Source organism: Anaerovibrio sp. RM50, from assembly GCF_000622005.1.
Lineage (GTDB): Bacteria > Bacillota > Negativicutes > Selenomonadales > Selenomonadaceae > Anaerovibrio.
On record NZ_JHWV01000012.1, the window covers coordinates 47,890 to 66,157 of the forward strand.

At 45.7% G+C, this 18,268-nt stretch carries 17 protein-coding genes; 6 read left to right on the forward strand and 11 right to left on the reverse strand.

The genetic code is table 11. The features are described from left to right. Nucleotides 1-28 precede the first annotated feature (28 nt). The 9 genes from rplS to T525_RS0107515 all read right to left on the reverse strand — a co-directional run bounded on the left by rplS (nt 29) and on the right by T525_RS0107515 (nt 10,490). Complete coding sequence (rplS, locus tag T525_RS0107475; RefSeq protein WP_027406700.1) at nt 29-370, reverse strand: 50S ribosomal protein L19; 342 nt, start codon at nt 368-370, stop codon at nt 29-31. A 167-nt stretch (nt 371-537) separates the two neighbouring features. Next, nucleotides 538-1,626 (reverse strand): 3-dehydroquinate synthase, encoded by a 1,089-nt coding sequence (gene aroB / locus T525_RS0107480; RefSeq protein ID WP_027406701.1) that lies wholly within the window; start codon nt 1,624-1,626, stop codon nt 538-540. Nucleotides 1,627-1,688: 62 nt separating this feature from the next. Then, the gene (locus T525_RS0107485) at nt 1,689-2,099 is read right to left on the reverse strand and encodes a response regulator (RefSeq protein ID WP_027406702.1); all 411 of its coding nucleotides are present in this window, start codon (nt 2,097-2,099) and stop codon (nt 1,689-1,691) included. Between the two features lie 12 nt (nt 2,100-2,111). Beyond that, entirely contained in the window at nt 2,112-3,836 is a 1,725-nt protein-coding gene (locus tag T525_RS0107490; protein ID WP_027406703.1) for a PAS domain-containing sensor histidine kinase, read from the reverse strand. A gap of 13 nt (nt 3,837-3,849) precedes the next feature. Further along, nucleotides 3,850-5,190, reverse strand: a complete 1,341-nt coding sequence (cheB, locus tag T525_RS15635; protein ID WP_051533478.1) for a chemotaxis-specific protein-glutamate methyltransferase CheB — start codon at nt 5,188-5,190, stop codon at nt 3,850-3,852. Next, complete coding sequence (locus T525_RS0107500) at nt 5,187-6,014, reverse strand: protein-glutamate O-methyltransferase CheR (protein WP_027406704.1); 828 nt, start codon at nt 6,012-6,014, stop codon at nt 5,187-5,189. Before T525_RS0107500 ends, cheB begins: the two co-directional genes overlap by 4 nt. Nucleotides 6,015-6,052: 38 nt before the next feature. Next, on the reverse strand, nt 6,053-7,798 hold the full coding sequence (locus tag T525_RS0107505) for a methyl-accepting chemotaxis protein (protein WP_027406705.1): 1,746 nt from the start codon (nt 7,796-7,798) through the stop codon (nt 6,053-6,055). 1 nt (nt 7,799) lies between these two features. Continuing rightward, nucleotides 7,800-8,312, reverse strand: coding sequence for a chemotaxis protein CheW (locus tag T525_RS0107510; RefSeq protein ID WP_027406706.1), 513 nt, complete (start codon nt 8,310-8,312; stop codon nt 7,800-7,802). Nucleotides 8,313-8,333: 21 nt separating this feature from the next. Continuing rightward, a complete protein-coding gene (locus T525_RS0107515; RefSeq protein WP_027406707.1) occupies nt 8,334-10,490 on the reverse strand; it encodes a chemotaxis protein CheA in 2,157 nt (718 codons plus the stop codon). 221 nt (nt 10,491-10,711) lie between these two features. Here T525_RS0107515 and T525_RS0107520 point away from each other — a divergent pair, with 221 nt between their 5' ends. After that, a complete protein-coding gene (locus T525_RS0107520) occupies nt 10,712-11,674 on the forward strand; it encodes an asparaginase (protein ID WP_027406708.1) in 963 nt (320 codons plus the stop codon). 77 nt (nt 11,675-11,751) lie between these two features. Here the strand turns inward: T525_RS0107520 and T525_RS0107525 are convergent, their stop codons facing one another. Further along, entirely contained in the window at nt 11,752-12,450 is a 699-nt protein-coding gene (locus T525_RS0107525; protein WP_027406709.1) for a flagellar brake protein, read from the reverse strand. A 489-nt stretch (nt 12,451-12,939) separates the two neighbouring features. On the opposite strand from T525_RS0107525, the gene T525_RS15640 reads away from it, so the two are divergent. Next, nucleotides 12,940-13,338 (forward strand): Panacea domain-containing protein, encoded by a 399-nt coding sequence (locus tag T525_RS15640; protein WP_051533480.1) that lies wholly within the window; start codon nt 12,940-12,942, stop codon nt 13,336-13,338. A gap of 122 nt (nt 13,339-13,460) precedes the next feature. Further along, a complete protein-coding gene (locus T525_RS0107535) occupies nt 13,461-14,609 on the forward strand; it encodes an MFS transporter (RefSeq protein WP_027406710.1) in 1,149 nt (382 codons plus the stop codon). Nucleotides 14,610-14,698: 89 nt separating this feature from the next. On the opposite strand, the gene T525_RS0107540 is transcribed toward T525_RS0107535, so the two are convergent. Further along, a complete protein-coding gene (locus tag T525_RS0107540; RefSeq protein WP_027406711.1) occupies nt 14,699-15,637 on the reverse strand; it encodes an Rpn family recombination-promoting nuclease/putative transposase in 939 nt (312 codons plus the stop codon). Nucleotides 15,638-16,144: 507 nt separating this feature from the next. Here T525_RS0107540 and T525_RS0107545 point away from each other — a divergent pair. The 3 genes from T525_RS0107545 (at nt 16,145) to T525_RS14665 (ending at nt 18,268) form a co-directional block, all read left to right on the forward strand. Beyond that, nucleotides 16,145-16,801 (forward strand): hypothetical protein, encoded by a 657-nt coding sequence (locus T525_RS0107545; RefSeq protein WP_027406712.1) that lies wholly within the window; start codon nt 16,145-16,147, stop codon nt 16,799-16,801. A 71-nt stretch (nt 16,802-16,872) separates the two neighbouring features. After that, a complete protein-coding gene (locus T525_RS14660; RefSeq protein ID WP_051533482.1) occupies nt 16,873-17,919 on the forward strand; it encodes a DNA polymerase beta superfamily protein in 1,047 nt (348 codons plus the stop codon). Beyond that, a complete protein-coding gene (locus T525_RS14665; RefSeq protein ID WP_051533483.1) occupies nt 17,894-18,268 on the forward strand; it encodes a DNA polymerase beta superfamily protein in 375 nt (124 codons plus the stop codon). The genes T525_RS14660 and T525_RS14665 overlap by 26 nt, the downstream gene beginning before the upstream one ends.

Consider the following 18,268-nt stretch of genomic DNA (forward strand, 5'->3'; position numbering starts at 1 on the left):
AAGGACAGTCCCTTTTTCAATTCTTGCATTAGCGCTTCTCGCGGATACGAGCAGCCTTACCAGTGAGGTTACGGAGATAGTACAGCTTAGCGCGACGAACAACACCGCGACGCTTAACTTCAATCTTATCAAGTCTTGGGGAGTGTACTGGGAAAGTACGCTCTACGCCAACACCGCTGGCAATACGACGAACGGTGAAAGTCTCACGAACGCCAGCACCGGAACGTGCAATAACAACGCCCTCGAATACCTGGATACGCTCACGGGTACCCTCTACTACCTTTACATGGCAACGTACAGTGTCACCCTGCTGAAACTTTGGAATGTCGTTTCTGAGCTGTTCTTTCTCTAATTCCTGAATAATGTTCATTGTATATCCTCCTCTATTCAAGTGTTCTTGGCAAGTTTTGAATTCTAAATATAGCCTTGTCCAGAGGACCACTCACATACTCCGACATTGTACCACGAGATTTGGGGGTTGGCAAGATTTTTTTTAATTATTTTTTTAATTCTGCACCAGCAATTCCCCATTCCCAATTACTGCAGGCAATACCTCATGGCATCCTTCACCATTTCCTGGCCAATCTCCTTGGAAATCCTGACTTTGCCGATTTCCCCATCCATCAGAACCCACTTCACCTGACCGTTTACAGTCTTCTTGTCATGGAAAATTGCCTCATACAGTGTATCTATATCACAGCCTTCAGCCTTGGTTGGAAGCTGCATTATTCTAATTAAATTCTCCACTCTGTCAAAGGAAGCACCGTCTATAAGCCCCATTGCCCTGCTGATATGGGCAGCGCAAACCATGCCAACGGCCACAGCCTCCCCGTGGTTATAACGGGTATATCCCGTGTTCTTCTCAATGGCATGGGCCATGGTGTGGCCGAAATTCAAAATGGCACGGAGGCCGGACTCCTTTTCGTCCTGGCTTACCACAGCAGCCTTTATTTCACATGAGCGGGCCGTCATGTGAGCCGCCACATCCTCCTTCAGATCCAGAACCTCCTGCACATTTTCCTCCAGAAACTGGAAGAAATCCTTATCATATATAATTCCATATTTTATTATTTCACCCAGACCGGTGTAAATCTCCCGCTTTGGCAGGGTCTTAAGCCAGTCAAGGTCCATAAATACTGCCTTGGGCTGATAAAAGGCACCGATGAGATTCTTCCCCAAAGGGTGATTGACCGCAACCTTCCCCCCAACGCTGGAATCCACCTGCGCCAAAAGGCTGGTGGGAACCTGCACAAATGGCACCCCCCGCATGTAGGAGGCTGCCACAAAGCCTGCCAAATCGCCAACCACACCGCCCCCCAGGGCAAATACAGGGGATTTTCTGTCAAGGCCCAGCTCAATGCAGCGAGTCATAATGTCCTCAAAGGACTTCAATGACTTGGAGCTTTCCCCTGCAGGAATCTGGTATATTTCGGCCTCCAGTCCCCCTTCTTTTATCATAGCCTTCAGCCTTTCACCATAAATGGGCCCCACATTGGTGTCGGTAATTATCAGACCCCGTTTGGAAAATGGTCTCTTTTGGCAAAAATCAATAATCTCTGAATGTAAATCCTTTCCTATATAAATATTGTAGCTATTTTCTCCCAAATCAACCTTTACAATACGCATCAACTTGCAAAACTCCCAACTAAAAACTTGCCGCAAGCTTACATAAGCTTGCCAAAACTTACTTATTTATCTTTCCCGTCCGGAATCAGCCCCAGATTTCTCATGGCTTCCTCCACCTTTTCCGTATCAACAGGCTTGGAGGCATAGGCATCACAGCCAAGGCGGAAGGCTTCATCCACATAGCCGATATCCGCAAGGGCAGTCATCATAATAATCTTGATCTTTTTGTCAGAGGCCTTGTCATTCTGGTTCTCCAGCTGACGGATTACCTTCAGTACCTTCAGGCCGTCAACCTTTGGCATCATAATGTCCAGACAAAGCAGGTCAAAGGGCTTCCCCTCCTTGATGGCGTCCATGTAAATGTCGATGGCATCCATGCCGTCCACAGCCACCTCTACCTCTCCGTAGGTGACCATGAACTTCTGCAAAAATGTGCGACTGATTCTGTCGTCTTCTGCAATTAATATCCTCATATATATAACCCCCTAGTCATTCAATTTCTCTTCACAGTATTTAAGCAAATCGCTGATATCATCATCGCTGTCATCCCCAAGGCCCGGCAGCACAGGTTCATCCTCATCGGCCTTTTCTCCCTTGCTGTCTGGTGGTGAATAAGGATTCATAAATACCGTTTGGTCTTTCAGCTCCAGATCCGCCTTGTTGGCCAGAACCAGCGGCAGAAGCACCGTAAATCGGCTTCCACTGTTTTGCTTCGAGCTTACGCCGATTTCTCCGCCCATGCTGGATACCAGCTCCTTGACTATCATCAGCCCCAGTCCCGTGCCCCCAAAGCGACGGGTGGTGGATCCGTCCACCTGACTGAAAGGCTTAAACAGCTTGGCCTGCTCCTCCATGGTCATGCCTATACCCGTATCCTCCACATAGAATTCCAGATATGGCTGCTGCCCCCGATCGTGGACATAAGCCCCCAGGGTTATGCCGCCCTCCATGGTAAATTTTAGAGCGTTTGTGAGCAGATTGTGGAGAATCTGCCTTATGCGGAGAGGATCCCCCCGGACAAATCTCGGCAATGCCTCAATATTTGGTTTGGTAAAGGTCAGTCCCTTGTTCTCCGCAGTCTGGCCGTGGAGATTGCTTACCCGGGTAATGAGCTCGTGAAGGTCCAGATCAATGTTTTCCAGACGCATCTTGCCATTCTCCAGCTTGGCATAGTCCAGTATATCATTGATTATACGCAAAAGGTCCTCAGAGCATTGCTTGGCCGCAGTAAGATTCTCCCGCTGTTCATCTGTGAGAGAGGTCTTCAATGTAAGATCTATCATGCCGGACATGCCATTAATCGGCGTACGGATTTCGTGACTCATGTTGGCCAGGAACTGAGTTTTGGTAGTGCTGGCCACCTCCGCGTGGCGACGGGCCTCCTGCAGCTCATGTTCCTTCTGCTTACGCTTGGAAATATTCAGCATGGTAAGGACAATCTGCTTCTGTTTGCCATCCCAAAGCTGGGTAATAAACATCTGAAGCCAGATAGGCTCCTTAAGGCCCTTTATCTGTACAGCCACAACGAAATCCACTGTAAAGGCATCGTCCAGAATGGCAGACTCTATATTGTTGCGAACCACGCAGAATTTGCAGTTCTCCGACTTGCCGCAGCCCTGACTGAGGCTGTTGACACAGTGAATTGCATCCCCGAACTGCTTCCCCATAATATCTATATAGTCTTCATTAATGGTTTCCAGGGCCGGATCGTTAATATCCATTATCTCCCCACGGATATTGAGGGTTATAATACCGATTTTGGCCGCCTCAAATACGGACCGCATATAATAATGGTCTGTTTCCACCTTCCGTTCCAAGGTACGGATTCTGGTTACATCACGGACAATGGCGGTGCAGCCCTTGACAGCACCACTGCTGTCAGTAATAGGAGAACAGGTGGCGGACAGATAAACCGCCCCGTCAGAACGGGCAAAGCCAATATTCTTGGAAAGGCCCATGGTCCTTTTGGTGCGCATGGCCCGAATAACCGGGCTGATTATTCTTTCCCGTGTATCAACATTTTCCAGCCTCATAACATCGCTGACACTGACGGGAACACTGTTGTCATAATGGTACTCAAAAAGCTCCTCAGCGGCCTTGTTCATAAATATGACCATGCCCTTAACATCAGTCATAATCACGCTGTCCCCAAGGCCACCCAGCAAATTCTGGAGAGAGCCGTAATCAATTACCATATCTGATTGTTCCATAATTGCTCCCTCCTTACTTTGCATTAACTACTGCTGTAATCATCATGGCCATGCCGTTAAGGGGAACCTGCTGCATAACAGCGCCCTTTTCATAGGCAACCCTTGGCATGCCGTATACCACGCTGCTGGCCTCATCCTGTCCCAGGGTGACACAGCCCGCCTCGCGCATTTTTATCATATATTCGGCGCCGTCCTCTCCCATACCCGTAAGGATAACGCCCATGGCCCGATCCCCCACGTTCTCTGCCACTGACTTAAACAGCACGTTAACTGCCGGACAGTGGCCGCCATATTTAGGGCCCGGATTAACGTCAAGGGACATGATGCCCCCGACGTTTTTCACCCGCATCTGCTTGTTACCCGGGGCCACATACACCCAGTTGGGCTCCAGACGGTCCCCGTCCTCCGCCTCCTTAACATTAATGACGCACTCATTGTTAAGGCGGTCGGAAAACAGCTTGGAAAACATTGGCGGTATATGCTGCACAATGACAATGGGCGGCAAATTGGGCTTAAGCTCCCGCAAAATCTTGGACAGGGCCTCTGTACCACCTGTGGAGGCGCCTATGGCAATAAGCTCCACCCTCCTTGGCGGCATGGGCGCTCTCAGAGAACTGAGTGGCACCGACTGGGGCTCCGGCTTGTCGCTTTTCAGCTGCTTGGCAATTTCCTTCATGGCATTCATGTTGGAAACCACCTTGTTAAGATGCTGGGAAACCTGCTCATGACTGCCATAATTGCTGAACAGTGGCTTCACCACTGATCTGGCAGCTGGCTGAGATGGGTGCAGTGGGTCAGCAGCTGAAGCCGATGGTGACGATGAGGCCGACTGTGGCGGCTGGGCTGTCTGTGACGGCCTATCTGTCTGACTTTGCGGCTGTACTGGCTCACTCTTTGGTTCAGCCTTCGGTTCAGGAGGTGTATCAGATGAAGCCACAGCCCCCTGGCTTTCCGCAATACGCATATCCTCATGCTTCTTGGCCAAAAGCACCTGCTCTGCCACTTTTTTCATAAAGTCCCCGCTGCCCAGTGTCATAGAAGGCTTTTCAATAAAGGAAAAGGCTCCCGCCTCCAGGGCAAGGTTCTTGTAAGCAGGGCGTGAGCTGAGAACCACCGTAGGCAAAGCATACTGAACAATAAGGCGGCGCAGAAACTCAATGCCGTTCATCTTTGGCATTTCCACGTCCAAAATCATAACATCCGGGTCAAAGGACAAAATCTTGTCCCTTGCCTCAAATGGATTTTCAGCCCGCTCCACTTCAATATCGCCTGTAATATTGGATGCCAGGCCTCTGGCCAGGGCTTCCCTAAAAAACAGAGAATCATCCACAATAAGAATTTTCAGGTCACTCATGTGAACGCTCCCTTCTTTCTGTAAATGGACGGCATAACATACTCAAAACCGCTTTTATGCCTGTCAATAACCTCGGAATGACCAATAAAGAGGTAACCACCCGGCTCCAGAAAATCGGAGAATTTCTGAACCAGGCTGTCCCTTGTGGGACCATCAAAGTATATCATAACATTTCTGCAAAAAATTACATGAAAAGGTCTTTTAAATGGAAAAACAGGGGTCATGAGATTAAAACGACGGAACAGCACCTTTTGGCGCAGCTTGTCCACCACCTGATAATTTCCGTCAAGGGTGCGGTGAAAATAGCTGTTCTGCCACAATGCGGGAAGAGTCTTTACAGATTCCGCCGCATAAATGCCCTCTTTCCCCTTTGCCAGCACATCTTTGGAGAGATCAGTGGCCAGAAGGGTGGTTTCCCAGCCCGGCATGGAGCCGAAATGGTCCTCCAGCATCATGGCCAGAGTATATGCCTCCTCCCCAGTGGAGGAAGCGGCACACCAAGTCCTTACATCCCCATCACGGATAGAGCTCTCCAGATAGGGCAAAACCTCTTTTTCATAGAAGGAAAAATGATCCGGCTCCCGCATGAAGAAGGTATGATGGGTGGTTATCGCCTCAGCCAGCATGGCCAGACCCTTGCCGGATTTATCCTCCCTGATATATTTCAGAAAGGCCTCGTCACTGGCCAGCTCTGGTCTGCCAATATTATCGTTTTTCAGTTTAAATAAACGGCTCTCCAGAAGGGCCTTCTTCTCCGGTGGCAGCTGAATACCAAAATTCTGTGTCACCAAAGCAGCAAACTGCTGGAACAAGGACTGGTTCATATCTGGGTTCTCTCCAAAGTCTCGTATGTTTTGGTTAATCAGTATTTACCGAAACCCTCATCATCAGTAAGGGCAATAGTCTTTGGCTTTACCCCCGGGGCTGCCGGGGTAACCATAGGCTTTACATCCTGTTTTACGGCACTGAAACGCACCTCTGATTCCGCAGGCTTCTCAGGATATACTGGCACAGCCTTTGGCATATCAGTATTTCTGTAGTTCACCACGGAGGAGCTTAATTTGAAATGTCTTACCCGCTCTCTCATGCGGTCAGCCTGGGCACTGAGCTGCTGGCTGGCAGAGGCAGATTCCTCAGAGGTGGCAGAATTGGACTGAACCACCTGGGAAACCTGATTAACCCCCTGATTTATCTGGTCAATGGCCAGCTTCTGCTCATTGGATGCCTTGGCAATGCCCTCTACAATATCCGCCACATCAGCCACGTTCTCCACAATGGTGCCAAGGACTTCGGCAGTCTTGTTGGCAATTGTGCGGCCCACATTCACCTTCTCAATGGAGCCCTCAATCATATCTGTGGTTTCCTTGGCGGCCTTGGCACTTCTGGCAGCCAGATTACGGACCTCCTCAGCCACTACGGCAAAGCCCTTGCCGTGCTGGCCGGCCCGGGCAGCCTCAACGGCTGCATTAAGGGCCAGTATGTTGGTCTGGAAGGCTATTTCGTCAATAACCTTAATTATCTTGGAAATATTATTGGAAGAATTATTGATATCCTCCATGGCGTTGAGCATGGACTTCATATCCTCATTGCCCTGCTCCGCATGGGTGCGGCAATTAATGGTAAGATTATTGGCCCGCTCGGCGTTTTCTGCATTGCTGGCAGTCTGGGAGGCTATTTCGCTGATGGAAGCGGACAGCTCCTCCACAGAGGCCGCCTGCTCAGTGGCACCCTGGGAAAGGCCCATGCTGGCATCGGATACATTCTTGGCTCCCGCTGCCACCTGGTCTGCCACATTGTGAATATCAGAAACTGCTTCGTGAACCCGCTGACGCATAATCTCGAAATTGGCCGCTGCATCACCCAGCTCATCCCCAGTGCTGGTCTGAACCTCAGTAACCAGATCACCATCAGCAATACGGGCAGCAGCATTTCCCAGCTCCTTTAAACGGGAGGACAGATCTCTGGAAAAATATACCCCTGCTGCCAGTGAAATGAGAATAAGAACAGCAGCCACCACAATATTGGCAAAAATGCTGCTTCTGTTTTCATCAGCGATTTTTACCACTTTCTGGGAAGCGGCTTCCTCACCCATATCAGCGATGCCCTTCACATCGGCATAAAGCTTTTCCGCAAGCTTCTCCTGCTTGGCCATATCGCTGTTAATGATCTCCATATCAACAAATACTGTGTCGTCCAGCATTTTCTTTACTGTGGCAGCGGTGCTGGTCTTATAGGCCTCATAATCCTTCTGGATAGCTGCCATCATCTGCTTTGCTTCCTGGCTCTGGGCCATGGAATTCAGTTCTCCCATATCCTTGTCGCATTCCCCAAGGGCCTGCTTCATTTTAGCATAGGAGGCCTGAATGGCGCTATTATCGGTTTTGTCCATTGCCACAAGGTAATTGATGCGGGCCGCATTGAGATGCATGCCCATGGAATTGGCGCAAACTGCCGCCCTGGTATCCATCTTAATGAGGTTGTCGTATTTTGCAGCAGTATCCACGGTGTTGGAAATGCCGTGCCACGAAACCGCCACAATCATCAATTCAAGAACAACCACCAATGTTATTAGCTTGGCACCTATAGTAAGATTTTTGAAAAACATCATATCAAGTTGCCTCCTCGCTGGTTTCCTCTGCGCTCATGTCGTCAAACAGACTCTGGTCATCCTCGCTGAAAAGCTTCATCCAGTCAAGGAGTAATACAACTCCCTCACCGATCTTGCCAATACTGCGAATGTACTTGTTCTGGGAGGCCTTCAGATCCGGTGGCGGCACCACGTTCTTCTCAGGAATGGTAAGTACCTCAGATACACCATCCACAATAAGTCCGATTAACACATCGTTCACATCAATTACAATAACACAGGTCCTGTCGGAATACTCCTTCCCTGGTCTCCTGAATCTGAGATGCATATCCACCACGGGAATAATCTTTCCCCTGAGATTGATAATGCCCTTGACGTATTCCGGCACCTCGGGCACCACAGTAATCTTCTGAATACCGATAATTTCAATTACAACCTTAATATCTATGCCATAAACTTCATTGCCCAAAGTAAAAGTGAGATATTTGTCCTTTTGGGTGTCCTCGTCTTCCATTAACAGCTTGTCATCTTCCACGATTATTCCTCCCTTAGTGCACTAGTCAAATATAATATTATGCACCTGCTGCGGATCAATAATCAGGCTGATGCTGCCATCTCCAAGCAAGGTACAACCACTGATGCCGGTGGTTTTCATCATGCGGCTGATGTATTTTGGAACAGGCTTAACCACGATCTCCTGTACTCCAAGAAGTTCATCTGCCAGCACCCCAAACCGTGCCTCCCCGGCCTCCAGAAGCAGCAATATACCATCTGTAGGCTCGTGAATTGCATCAGGAATATCATACATATCGTAAAGTCTCACCACAGGACAGCAATTGCCCTGGACCATAATCATTTCGGAGCCGTCCGGGTCCTTGAAAATGGCCCCCTCCTCCGGGCGGAAGGAACGGCTAATATAATTTATCGGAACCGTAAAGCGGGACCCGCCAACGGATACAGACATGCCCTCAATAATGGCCAGCGTTAGAGGAATCTTGATGGTGGTGGTACTGCCAAGACCAGGCTCGCTATCAACAATGACCTTGCCCCCAAGTGACTTAATATTGGAAACCACCACGTCCATGCCCACGCCGCGGCCGGAAAATTCAGTAACCGCTTCCTTGGTGGAAAAGCCCGGGGCGAAGATAAAGGAGTAGATTTCCCGATCTGTAAGCTCCGACTCCGGCTTGGTAAGAATGCCATTTTTACGGGCTCTTTCAAGGATTTTTTCCTTGTTGAGGCCGCCGCCGTCGTCCTTTATCTTAATAACTACCTCACCGCCGGCATTTTCAGCAGAGAGAATAACTGTGCCCGTTTCCTCCTTCCCCGCATCAACACGTACATCCGGCATTTCAATACCGTGGTCAACGGAGTTTCTGACTATATGCATCAATGGGTCGGAAATATGCTCGTTGATGTTCTTGTCCACCTCGGTGGACTCACCAACCAGCACCAGACGGGCCTTCTTCCCCAGCTTCTTGGTCATATCACGGACAATGCGGTTCATCTTCTTGAAGGTTCCCTCCAACGGAACCATACGAAGGGCCATAACGCTGTCCTGGAGCTCCCCGTTAATCTTGTGAAGCTGACGGGCAGCCTTTGAGAAATTGTCCAGCTCCATGCCCTTTAAATCAGGATTCTGGGTCACCATGGCCTCAGCAATTACCATTTCACCCACCAGATCCATGAGCTTGTCCAGCTTGTCAACCCGCACCGTAATCATCTGTGCCCCTTCGCCGCCCTTGGCCGGAACAGGTCTGGCTGCAGGTGTCAGATCCCGCTGAACAGGCGGCATCTCCGGCTTAATAGGCTCAGAATTTTCCAGGGCCGTAATGGCTATGGTTTCCTGGGATGGCCAATATTCCAGCTCGCCGACATTGGCCACTTCCTTTATTTCCAATTTTTCAAGGAAAATAGTCTGGTCCAGCTCCGCCTTTACAGCGTCCTTCTCCATATCCGTTACGAAGAACAGGCGGAAGCCCATATTGCGGATAGTATCAGTGGCGGACTCGTCCTCCAATATCTTTTCCGGCAGATAGTGAAGCTCCGTCACCTTTTCCTTCAGATTGTTTACTACGCCAAAGGCTCGTACTTCCTCCATTTCACAGCCCGGCTGGAAGAAAACTGTGGCCTCAAAAACGTGCTTGGCCCCCTTAGGCGTGCCCTCCTCCACGGGAGCAGGCTTGGAAGGCTTGGCGGCACCGATATAATATTGCTGTTTCTTTTCAGGCTCCGGAGCTGGGGCATCTCCCCCGGCCCCATCGGCTTTCTTGGCATTTTTCACCTTCCGCAAATCAATATCCGGATCATGGCCGTTGTCCAGCTTCATATTCCTGAGGAAATCCTTGGTGTAATTACGCAGCTCCTCGCTGCTCATATCAGGAGTACCGCCCGCATCCAGCTTTTCCATTTCAATGCGCATGAAATCAACGGCATTCAGCACAATGTCGGTAATGGCAGTGGCGTCCACCTTTTGGGGTTTAAGCTCTCTAATGTAGAAGAAAATATCCTCTACAGAATGGGCCAATGTCGAAACCTGGTCGAACATCATCATGGCCGCTGAGCCCTTAATAGTATGCATGGCACGGAAGATTTCGTTGACGTCTTCCTCACTGAAACCGCCCTGCTCCTCACTGCCGAGAGCAATCTGTTCCAGCTGTTCCAGGAACTGCCTGGTCTCAAATATGAAGACCTCAACCATAGGCTCTGCCATACACATCACTCCTATCTATAGATTATTGACCTTCACATATTTCATATCAAAATTCCATATAATAATCCGACGGGACAAACTTTTAGCATGTTTCTATTATTCACTACGAACCCCTATAATTCCTGCCTGCAGATATATTTTTTGGAAAATTTGGGCGATAGCTGTATAATTTTTTTAGAAATAAAAAATCCGTTGCGGGAGAAGAAGGAGAGTATAGCCAAATGAAGAAAATTTTGCTCATTGCCACCGGTGGAACAATAGCCTCAGTGGAGACAGAAGACGGCATGATGCCGGGCCTTGACGGCAAAGCCCTTATTGAGCGGGTACCAGCCCTTAAAGAAATCTGTGAAATCGATACATTGGAGCTGATGCAGCTGGACAGCACCAACATCCAGCCGGAGCATTGGGCAAAAATGGCCCATGCCGTGGAAGACAATTACGATAAATACGACGGCTTCGTCATCAGTCATGGCACGGACACCATGGCCTATACAGCTTCGGCCCTCCACTATATGCTGGAGAATTTAAAAAAGCCGGTCATACTGACCGGTTCACAGCTTTCACTGACAGAGGAAGGCTCAGACGCCCCGGATAATCTCATTACAGCCTTTACTGCTGCCACCAATGATCGTCCCGGAGTATATCTGGCATTTTATGGGCGGCTTATACAGGGAAACGCCGCCAAAAAGCTCCACACGGAGCAATTCTACGCCTTTAAGAGCATAAATGTCCCTGAAGTTGCTGTTCTAAAAAATGGCAAGCTTGAATATACTGCAGAATACGAAAAATATCTGAAGGTCAATTCTCTTCCTTCCAGCGGCGATAAACTGAAGGTGCGGGACAAAATTGATACCAGAGTGGCTGTGGTAGATCTGGTTCCCGGCTACAAACAGGAATATTTAAGGGCCATTGTGGACGCAGGCTGCCGCGGCATTGTCCTGAATGTCTTTGGCTCCGGCGGTATTCCGGGAGAAAACTCCCCGGGGAACCTTCTGCCAGCCATTGACTATGCCATTTCCAAGGGAGTAAAAATCATCTGCGCCTCCCAGTGCATCAATGACGGTGTAATTATGGACCGCTACGAGGTGGGCGTAACTGCCCTAAAACACGGTGTAATTTCCGGTGGTCTCCTCACAGTGGAGGCCATGGTGGCAAAAATGATGCTGGAGCTTGGGGAAGCATAAATTCTGACACATATTAAAATTATAAGCGTACAAAAAAGGCAACGATCAAATGTAAATCGTTGCCTTTATAAATTAATTTAATGTCTCAGAGTGTGCTTGCAGGCCTTCCGCAGTAAATCAAAAATATAATTGATCAGCTTGTCCCGCACTTTTGAATCCATACCTGCAAATTCTGCCCCAATATAATATTCCGTTTTCTCGTTGCTGTTACCCTCATCAGACTCAGCACATCTTCTTACGATGGCCATTTGATTGAGGAATCCTATCCCCGGGATTTCCCCCAATTCCACGGACACCTTTCTGCCAACCACCAAATGCCGGTTCAGCCGGAAACAAATACCGCCACCACTTATATCCACTGTGGTGGTGAATATCATTTTCTTCTCCTTCCCCGCATCATCAAAGAGACGGAGCACCATAGGCATCTCAGTTTTCATGCGTACAAAGGCTCTGTGCTGTATCTTCTGAACCTTAATGGGCTTGTCAGTATGCCACAGGGGAATGTTTTCATTAACCCGGCGGAGAAAATCAACTGCAAACCTGTAATAGCTGGTTCCATCGAAAAAGTCACATGTGAGGCTCGTGCCCTGAGGGACTCTTATAGGACATTTATCCTCATCGCAGGGAACAGTCAAAACCAGGCCGCCATCGGCGATTTCCTCCAGCTTGCTGGTAAATGCTCTTTCATCATCAGGTAATGAAATATTCAGCTGCTGCCCCATCTTTAAAACAGTCTCAGTCCTGACAAATATTCCCTGTGGTGTAGTAGTACTCATCTATTCATTACCCCCCCTTTTTTCCTATACAAAAATCTCTCGTATCCATAATGCCATATATTTGAAAAATAATCAATAGTCTCCCTTTATCATTAAATAAATCCACATTATATAATGAATTTTGAGTAAATCCGTTAAATTACCAAAAATGATTAAGGAAATTCAGAATAATATTGATCCCCAAAGTTTATACTTGGTTGAATTGTATAACTATTTCGCGTGCATTTTGTAGGTAGAAGGTCCCAAGCAAGTTCCTCTTTTACATACTTTGATTATGTTATCATAAATCCTGCTGCAAAAATTTAGTTACAAGAATCAAGGATTTACCGCATATTTACTGGTAAATTGGGCATTTAGAAAAATTTTAATTAACATTATTAATCATATTGACATTATCAGACGAATTGGATATCATATTGTGCGTAAGTTGTCCAAATTGTTGGCAAAACTTATTCAACATCAATATTTGAAAGGATCGAGTATTCTCTCATGGATGCAAGGAAAGTCGCGGATTACATCGTAAATAAGTACTATATAAATAACCCTAAACTTCAAAATGTTCTCTATTTCATTCAGGCCAAATACCTGTTGGAGCTGAAAAAGCCATGCTTTGAGCAGGCCTTGGAGGTGGCCAGCTCCGGCGTAATGGTTTCAGATGTCTACAATGAATATAAAGAGCATGAAAGCGGACTTATCCCACATGATGGAGAGGAGATTCCTGACATTGGTGACAGTTCGTTGATCGATGAAGTTGTAAAGCAGTGCAACAGAAAATCCCTGTCACAGTTAAGGGATATTATTACCAGACAGGATCCTTGGAAGCAGGCCAACAACAATTACGAGTCTGAAATCAGTCTGGAATCCATGAAAGCATACTTCGTAAATTAATATATCAATAAATCACGGCACTTTGCGAAAGCAAGGTGCTGTTTTCACATTTAAGTTGTTTCTGTGCGGCTGTATAATAGAGATACAGTTCCACACTACTGGTTATAATCGAGGTGAAATTTGTGAACAAAAAATACCTTTATGTATTGTCCGCCGGCCATTTCAGCTGCGATATAAATACAGGTGCCCTGCCGGGGTTATTGCCATTCTTCGTCACAATCTACGGCATGGATTACAAGCTGGCCGCTGGCCTTATGTTTGCCTCCAGCTTTCTTTCCAGCATAATCCAGCCCCTTATAGGCTATATCTCCGACAAGAAATCCTACGCCTACCTTATGCCCCTGGGAATTCTCCTCAGTGGCATATCTTTAGCCTCCGTGGCCTTTATTCACGATTATACCCTTATTTTTGTGGCCGTTACCCTGATGGGAATAGGAAATGCCATTTTCCACCCGGAGGCTGCAAAAATGGTAAATGGCCTGTCAGAGGGAAACAAGGCCCTGAGTATGAGCATTTTCTCCACGGGAGGCAGCGCCGGCTTTTGCATCGGCCCAATATTGGGGGCCTCACTGGCAACTGTATGGGGAATGGATGCCCTTATTTTCTTCGGCGGCTTCTGCATTATTATGAGCTCCCTAATAGCTTTCCTCATGCCAAAAATGGGACGCATGATAAAGCATATTGCCCAAAAGCAGTCCGCTGACAATAATGAGGTTAAAGAAAATGACTGGAACGCCTTTGGACGGCTCACAATTTTTGTGGTTGTCCGGGCTGCCCTCTACACCTCCCTCACTACCTTCCTGCCACTCTACTGCGTTCACATATTGAACCAAACCGAGGCAGTGGGCAGTGTTACCATTACCGTTTTGGCCATGGTGGGTATCTTCACCAACTGGATGGGGGGCTATGCTGCTGACAGATGGGGCAACAGCTTCGTACTGCGAATCGGCATGATTATTATGGGGCTGGCACTGGTGGCCTTTAATTTCAACCACAATCTGGCCCTGCTCTACGTTATTGTAGGCTGCGCCGGCTTCGCCCTTTACGCCTGTGTTGGCCCAATGGTTGTACTGGGACAGACATATTTGAAGAAAAATATCGGCATGGCCTCGGGCGTAACCCTGGGCATAGGCTTCAGCGCCGGCGGCATCATCGCCCCGATGCTGGGCTGGGTGGCAGATAACCACGGACTGGAATACGTTTTCTATATCCTGCCCCTCTTCGCCCTCACCGGCCTCCTGGCCACCTTTGCTTTAAAGGAAGGGAAATAAAGTAATTATAAGAGACCAACTCAAGACAGCGTACTATGATAAAAAATGGCGTATCCGAAGGATACGCCATTTTGCTGTAATTATTACCATTAAATTTGCTGCGCCAGCTTCTGAATTTGCTGATCGGACAAACCAGTATATTCTATAATTATCTCAACAGGCTCATTTTTCCGAAGCATACTCATTGCTATTTGAGATTTGGTCTCCATACGCCCTTCATTACGAGCATCTTCCTTCATATCTTCAATCGCCTTGCACATATCTATCTGCTCCTCTCCCTCAGGAATCTTAAAATCAACATTGGCACACACACTTATGGTTTGTGCAGCTTCACGGTTCAGGGACTTATATTTGGGATCTTTATCCACTAAATCCTGTATACTTTTCTTATCCTTGGAATGTTTAATAAACTTTAGCACTTCCCGCAAATCAGATTTAAAAATATCAAGTTCCCCATCGCTCATCATGGCCGGAGACACTAAGTTAATGTGATAATCCGGGGAATATTGCAATAAACTATCATTAATATCGTCTTGATACATTTCCTGCAATGATACGGGGGCATCCCATTCATCAGCACCCCAATGAACTACAATAGTAACTACTGGAAGCAGTTTATCACTGCGAAAAAAACCACTGAGAAACTCCGCATCATCACTGGCCTTGTCATGGTTATTTTTATGGGAGTTGGCAGCCGCAGATATCTGATTAGCAAAGGTCATGGCATCATATAGCATATTTTTCACTGGCATAGCTGTATGAACCTCTGACTGGTTTTCCACGCCCAAAATACAATACGCCGCTTTGCCATCCGTTTTAGTAAGAACCTTCAGCACGTCCCTATTCTTTTGAGTCGGCACCGTCGCCCCATCAGAACCATAGGGAACAACGACACTTGTGGAATCCATATCCCGCAGTTCACTTGGTAACACTACCTCAGAGCCATGAAAACAATATCCATTAAACAAATCTGCAAATCTGTCCGGATTTCCCATGTAATCCTTTGTGATAGAATCTTTCTTACCCAAAATGATACCCCATTTCTTCTCATTTTTCCACATAACATTTCAGTATGCTCGCCTAAATAAATCCCCTAAAATCATCCGCCCTTCCTTATATAATTCTTGTTCAGTTCTGTAATCATTTTAATACATTTATGTAATTCTATCAATATTATTATATATATTTTGTTCAACGTTGGTTTTTGTTTGATTTTCCCTTTATTGTCATATCTTTTCCGTTTTCTAAAAGTTGGTGTTCTGTGCAATATACCACTCGCACTAAAAAAGGACAGCCCTCTCAAATTTGAGATTGCTGCCCTCTTTTTTGTATATATCTTTTAACTTTTCCCAACTAATATTTTCCTTTTTTGCCCACCTATTGCATTACTGCCACGAAAAATTTAAGCAAGGAATGTTTGTTCTGTGGGGAGGATATTTTTTTACCCAATACGATATTGCAAAAAAATCATTAATATTATAGAGTGAAATCAAATTAAGGCACGTTATTCCAACTCAAACGATGAGGTGTTTATTATGAGACATTGGATGTCAAGATCCATTGTTAAAGGAAGTCGCGGAGATGCTTTTAAAATACTACCTATAAAAATTGTAGATGAACAAATCATTTCTTGTACAGATGCAACTTATTCCATTACAGAAAACGCTATGTGGTTTTTGGGAGATTTATTACATAAATATTTTGCTACTGATGATAATTATTTATTTAGGAAAACAGCGCTTAAAGAATACTATAGGGAAATACCCAATTATGAATTAAATGAGCTTAATAATAATTCTGGAAGATTTGAAAAATATCTTACTCATAATGTATTTTCCTACTCCTCAATAAATGGTTTAATAAAAGACCTTGATGAAAGAGTGGCTGTATTAAAAAATGAGAACGATTCCAAGCGTTATTGGGATATTATAAAATCTTTACAACATCTGTGGTTCTTTTTAATTGATGAAAATACGCCATATTTTGAAGAACTGTTAAAAAAATGGGCAGAATACGGAAAATCGAATCCTCCAAAACCAATTAACGAACTTGTTACAATGGAAAAACAACTGGAAGATATTTCTAGTTACCGGACTCTGCTGATAATTTTTTACTGGCGATTAATGATGCGATTCAAAAAAATGATAAACGATAATCCGGAATTTACGCACATAACATTCTATGGACCATGATGTAAATTTTTATGTTATAAATGTTTGTAGATGGATTAACATATTATAGAATATTACAGGAGTTGAGCGTCATGATCAAGTCAATATCCATTACCAAAAAAGAATATGAAGATATTGTTAAACTGCCGGAATATAGTTTTTTGAATAATAATCCAGAGCTTAAGAACATCTCATACATGACAATCAGCGGTTCCAAGGCCTATGGAACGAATATTTCTACATCTGATACGGATTTGCGGGGCTTTTTTATGGAGCCCAGAGGGTCTTTGTTGTGTGTAACCGAACCAATTGATTATTTTGAGGACAGAGTCACAGATACCGTGATTTACAGCCTTAAAAAATTTGTTAAACTCGCTGCAAAATGCAATCCTAACGTAATAGAAATGTTAGGAACAGATAATGATCATATCTGGAAAATGGACAAATATGGCAGCTATATTAGGGAAAACAGATCATTATTCCTTTCAAAGCAGGCATATATCACATTTGCCGGGTATGCCAACGCCCAGTTAAGAAGACTTGAAAACGCCCTGGCCAGAGACAGCTATCCCCAATCTGAAAAAGAAAAACACATTCTTGGTTCCTTGCAGGCCGAAATGCTAAAAGCACATAATGTATTTGGGCCTGAAAATAAATTAAAACTATACATTGATGATAGTACAAGGGAAGATTTGGATACAGAAATATTCCTTGATGCTGATTTAAAACACATCAGTTTGCGGGATTATCTGATGATCAACAGCGAATTTTCCAATATGTTAAAAAATTATGGAAAGCTTAATAAAAGAAACCACAAGAAAGATCTGCCTCACTTGAGGAAACATGCGATGCACTTGATACGCCTATATTACATGGGTATAGATATTCTTGATAAAGGCGAAATTATAACATATCGCAGAGATGAACATGATTTATTAATGGGTATTCGTATGGGAGATATGGATCTGTCCGATGTGTTCAAATTACAACGGGAACTTGATGAAAGAATGCAGACTGCATATAATAATTCCAGTTTGCCGGAAACCGTGGACATTCAACGGATAGATAAATTGGTCCAGGAAATATATTGTGATTATCTGGGAGTTGATACTAATGCAGGTTCAGGATATTCAGAATAATATTATGCTAAAGCTACAGGAAATAGAAAAAGAAAATGGCGTAAAAATAATTCTTGCTGTTGAATCTGGCAGTCGGGCCTGGAAAATGACCTCAAGAGACAGTGATTTTGACGTAAGGTTTATATATGTCAGACCCGAAAAAGATTATCTTCGCCTTGACAATATCAAGGATATTATTGACTGGCAATTGGATGAAGTCTATGACATAAATGGGTGGGATGTGAAAAAGTTTTTGCAGCATTTATTCAAATCAAATGCTGTGGTATTCGAGTGGCTGTCATCTAACTATGCCATATTTTCCACGTGGATTAGAAACTCAAATTTGAAATGCTGTTGCCCATTGATGTAA